The following is a 4,286-nucleotide window of genomic DNA, read 5'->3' as shown; positions in this document are numbered from 1 at the left end:
GTCGAGGGCGGCGGCCCGGCCGGCGACCGGCCAGGACCGCATTCCGCCCGCGAAACGCGCCACCTCGGTGACCGCGCGGTCGGTCGTGGCGGTGTCGGCCACGGCCACGGTGGCGATCTCGGTGGCGTCGTGGGGGTGGGTGACGGGGCGGGTGTCGTCGCCGTCCTCGGCGCGGCCCGCGAGCCACATCGGCCGGGGACGCGGTGTGATGGTGTCCATGCCCTCCATGGGCCGCACGGTAACCGTGACCTGGGGGCACCGCGCGACGGTTGGCCTGGGACGATGGGTGTGTCGGTGTGTGGAGAGACGATCGGTGAGGAGACCGGCAGTGGCAGACGGTTCCGTGGGGCCCGTGCTCGTGGTGGACTACGGTGCGCAGTACGCGCAGCTCATCGCCCGCCGGGTGCGGGAGGCCCAGGTGTACTCGGAGGTCGTCCCGCACACCACCCCGGTCGACGAGCTCGTCGCCCGGGAACCGGCCGCGATCATCCTCTCCGGCGGACCCGCCAGTGTCTACGCCGACGGGGCCCCGGCGGTGGACCCCGCCCTGTTCGACACCGGGGTGCCGGTGCTCGGGATCTGCTACGGCTTCCAGGCGATGGCCCGCGCTCTCGGCGGCACGGTCGAGCACACCGGCACCCGGGAGTACGGCCGCACCGAGGTCGGTGTCCGCGGCGGGGCGCTGCACGAGGCGCTGCCCGCGAAACACCCGGTGTGGATGAGCCACGGTGACTGCGTGACCGGTGCGCCCGGGGGCTTCGATGTCACCGCGACCAGCGACGGCGCCCCCGTGGCCGGGTTCGAGGACACCGGGCGCGGGCTCGCCGGCGTGCAGTACCACCCCGAGGTCGCGCACTCCCCGCACGGACAGGAGGTGCTGCGCCGGTTCCTGCACGACGTCGCCGGGATCCGCCCCCGGTGGACCACCGCCTCCATCGTGGACGAGCAGGTGGCCCGTATCCGGGCGCACATCGGTGACGGCCACGCGATCTGCGGCCTGTCCGGCGGGGTGGACTCCGCCGTGGCGGCCGCCCTGGTGCAGCGCGCGATCGGGGAACGGCTGACGTGCGTGTTCGTCGACCACGGTCTGCTGCGCGCGGGCGAACGGGCCCAGGTCGAGCGCGACTTCGTCGCCGCCACCGGGGTGAAGCTCGTCACCGTGGACGCGCGGGAGCAGTTCCTGGACGCACTCGCCGGGGTGGCCGACCCCGAGCAGAAGCGCAAGATCATCGGCCGGGAGTTCATCCGGGTCTTCGAGCAGGCCGCCCGCGACCTCAAGGCGCGCGGCGATGTCGAGTATCTGGTGCAGGGCACGCTCTATCCGGACGTCGTCGAGTCCGGCGGCGGCACGGGTGCGTCGAACATCAAGAGCCACCACAACGTGGGCGGGCTCCCCGAGGACCTCCAGTTCGGGCTGGTGGAGCCGTTGCGGCTGCTGTTCAAGGACGAGGTGCGCCGCGTCGGGCTGGAGCTCGGTCTGCCCGAGACGATCGTGCACCGCCAGCCGTTCCCCGGACCGGGCCTGGCGATCCGCATCATCGGCGGTGTCACGTCCGACCGGCTGGAGACCCTGCGGGCCGCCGACGCGATCGCGCGGGAGGAACTCGGCTCGGCCGAGGTGGACAGCGACATCTGGCAGTGCCCCGTGGTGCTGCTCGCCGACGTACGCAGCGTCGGGGTGCAGGGCGACGGCCGCACCTACGGTCATCCCGTGGTGCTGCGTCCGGTGTCCAGCGAGGACGCGATGACCGCCGACTGGGCCCGGATACCCTACGACGTGCTGGAACGGATCTCCACCCGCATCACGAACGAGGTCACCGAGGTGAACCGGGTCGTGCTCGACGTGACGAGCAAGCCGCCTGGCACGATCGAGTGGGAATAGTCGCCCACCCGGGCGACCACGACACGGACTTGTGCTGAGGAGTGATCATCGGTGTGGGTGTTGGGCGTCAGCGTACTGGCGGTCACGGCGGGCGCGTACTTCGCCATGCGGCACACCCGCCGTGAACTGCACGCGATGATCGGCACGGAGACGCTGTCGATCCAGCAGTTGGAGCAACTCCGTGATGTTTCGGCCGAGCTCGGTGGTAAGGGGGACCTGCGGCGGACCGTCCAGGTGGTGGGTGCGGCGCATCCGGGGCCGGACGGAGCACTGACGGCGGAGCTGTCCAAGGCCGAGTGCGTGTGGTTCCACTACCGAGTCGACCGGCACTACGAGATCATCGAGCACGGTGAGTTCCGGCGCCGTAAGAAGCGCAGTGAGAACGTGATCGACCACGTCTCGCGAGAGAAGTACGCGCTGGTGGACGAGGAGGGACGGACGGTCCTCGTCGAACCTGGGGACACCGAACCGGACGGTGTGGAGCAGTCGGTACACAGATTCGAACCGGTGCGCTCCGCGACCGGCGAGATCGACCTTGAGAGTCTCACACCGGACTCCGGCTCCGGGCACAGTGAGATCACCGTGGGCTACCAGTACACGGAGTGGTCGTTGCGGCCGGGTACCCGACTTCATGTGCTCGGCGAGGTGGAGGACACGTTCGGACCGCTCACGATCCGCGGGCCCGGCCAGGGTGGGCACTTTGTCATTTCCACCCGTCCCGGAAGCGAGTTGCGTGCCGAGCGCAGGAAGCTGCACACGGGTCTCGCGGTCGGTGTCGTGATCGGCGTTGTGCTCGGCGTCGGCTTCGTGGTGGGCGGATTGGTGACCTGACCTGGACGGTCCCGGTCGTCACCGGGTGGGCTGGGCCGAGCGCTCGGTGGTGTCGTCCGGACCCGAGGTGTCCTCCACCGGACCGGTGTCCCCGCCGTGCGCGGCGGACGGGACCTCGGGTCCGGCCGGACCGGGTCCCGGTGTGTCCGTCTCCGCCACCTCCGCCGTGGCCGCCGTCGTGGCCGCGACCGGGCTGTGGACCTGTTCGCCCCGCATCACACCGCGCTGGTGGTTGACCAGCTCCGCCTCGCGGATGGCGAGGGTCCGGGCCAGTTCGGTGATCTGCTGCGTGGTGCCGCGGAAGCGCAGGTAGGTGTTCAGCATGCCGAACAGGAACGCCACCACCAGCATGTAGAGCAGCAGGTCCGCACCACGGCCGATGCCGAGCGCGTGCGCGAGCAGCGTGACGTGCCCGGGGAACAGGACCGCGTACACGGCGAAGGCGAGGAAGCCGAAGAAGCCGATGCGTTTGCCCGCCTGCATGCGGACGTTGTGCCGGCGGCTGACGAAGTAGAGGAAGATCCCCGCGACCGCCGCCAGCAGGACGACCTGCGCCCACATGCTGATCACCTCCGGTTGCGCAGCGAGAAGTCGAACAGGATGTTCACACCGTTGATCAGCGACTGGCCCTTGGCCTTCGAGTAGTCGGTGTAGAGGATCTGCACCGGCACCTCACGGACCCGGAAGTCGTGATTGGCCAGGAACGATACGATCTCCGAGGCGTGGGCCATCCCGTTCATGCTGATGTGCAGGCGTTCCGCGGCCGGACGGGCGAACACCCGCAGGCCGTTGTGCGCGTCGGTCAGCCGGAGCTTGCGCACGTTGCGGCTGAGCACCGCCGCCGTGCGCAGCACGACCCGCTTGATCCAGGGCACGTCCTCGGCCTGTTCGAGGAAGCGGGACCCGAGCACCACGTCGGCGTCCCCGGCGCGGGCCACCTCGACCATCCGTTCGGCGTCGGTGACCTGGTGCTGGCCGTCGGCGTCGAAGGTGAGGAAGTGCTGCGCCCCGGGGCGGGACAGCGCGTAGGACAGGCCCGTCTGCAGCGCCGCCCCCTGGCCGAGGTTGATCGGGTGCCGCACCAGGTGCGCTCCCGTGCTCGCCACGCGGCCGGCCGAGTCGTCGTGCGAGCCGTCGTCCACGCAGACGACGTTGGGAAACGTCGCGCGGACGTGTTCGACGACATCGGCGATCACACGGTCCTCGTTGTAGACCGGGATCACCACCCAGACGTCTTCGTAGCTCACCTGACTCTCCCCGGATTCGGGCACGACGCCGTGCTCATCGTAACGGGTCGCGGCTGGTCTTCTGTGCCGTGGCGGGAGAGGCGGCCCCGGACGCGACCGGAGGGGGTGACGACGTCGCGTTCCCCGACCCGGCCGCCGGGGTGGTGTCCGCCATCTGTGCGGCCCGGATGTGCTCGACGGTGCGGCGCACGCCCTCGGCCAGGTCGGTCTCCGGCTTCCAGCCCAGTTCCCGCCGGGCCGAGTCGGCGTCCAGCGCCGACGCCCGCAGGTCGCCGAGGCGGGCGGGACCGTGGGTGGGTGTGTCCTCGGCGTTCGCGGCCGCGGCG

At 70.7% G+C, this 4,286-nt stretch carries 4 protein-coding genes and 2 pseudogenes; 2 read left to right on the top strand and 4 right to left on the bottom strand.

Annotated elements, in window-relative coordinates; translation table 11 throughout:
* Positions 1–228, bottom strand: a pseudogene (locus SACHA_RS24845) (aldehyde dehydrogenase family protein); the annotation flags it as partial.
* A 100-nt stretch (positions 229–328) separates the two neighbouring features.
* On the opposite strand from SACHA_RS24845, the gene guaA reads away from it, so the two are divergent.
* Together guaA and SACHA_RS0102660 are read left to right on the top strand one after the other, a co-directional pair.
* A complete protein-coding gene (gene guaA / locus SACHA_RS0102665) occupies positions 329–1,882 on the top strand; it encodes a glutamine-hydrolyzing GMP synthase (protein ID WP_028662826.1) in 1,554 nt (517 codons plus the stop codon).
* Positions 1,883–1,933: 51 nt separating this feature from the next.
* The gene (locus SACHA_RS0102660; RefSeq protein ID WP_019807006.1) at positions 1,934–2,713 is read left to right on the top strand and encodes a GIDE domain-containing protein; all 780 of its coding nucleotides are present in this window, start codon (positions 1,934–1,936) and stop codon (positions 2,711–2,713) included.
* A gap of 18 nt (positions 2,714–2,731) precedes the next feature.
* On the opposite strand, the gene SACHA_RS0102655 is transcribed toward SACHA_RS0102660, so the two are convergent.
* The 3 genes and pseudogenes from SACHA_RS0102655 to SACHA_RS24840 form a co-directional block, all read right to left on the bottom strand.
* Positions 2,732–3,274 carry a DUF2304 domain-containing protein gene (locus SACHA_RS0102655; RefSeq protein ID WP_039737791.1) on the bottom strand — a complete coding sequence of 181 codons (543 nt, stop codon included), beginning with the start codon at positions 3,272–3,274 and terminating at the stop codon, positions 2,732–2,734.
* Between the two features lie 5 nt (positions 3,275–3,279).
* Entirely contained in the window at positions 3,280–3,960 is a 681-nt protein-coding gene (locus SACHA_RS0102650; RefSeq protein ID WP_019807002.1) for a glycosyltransferase family 2 protein, read from the bottom strand.
* A 34-nt stretch (positions 3,961–3,994) separates the two neighbouring features.
* Positions 3,995–4,286: pseudogene (locus tag SACHA_RS24840) on the bottom strand (UDP-glucose 4-epimerase); the annotation flags it as partial.

Origin of the sequence: Saccharomonospora halophila 8 (genome assembly GCF_000383775.1) — a bacterium.
GTDB classification, from domain to species: Bacteria; Actinomycetota; Actinomycetes; order Mycobacteriales; family Pseudonocardiaceae; genus Saccharomonospora; species Saccharomonospora halophila.
This window is presented reverse-complemented; position numbering and strand designations above follow the sequence as displayed.

What these genes read in the sequence shown, in the direction of transcription:
- SACHA_RS0102655 (WP_039737791.1), bottom strand. Translation starts at nt 3,274, where the DNA reads ATGTGGGCGCAGGTCGTCCTGCTGGCGGCGGTCGCGGGGATCTTCCTC.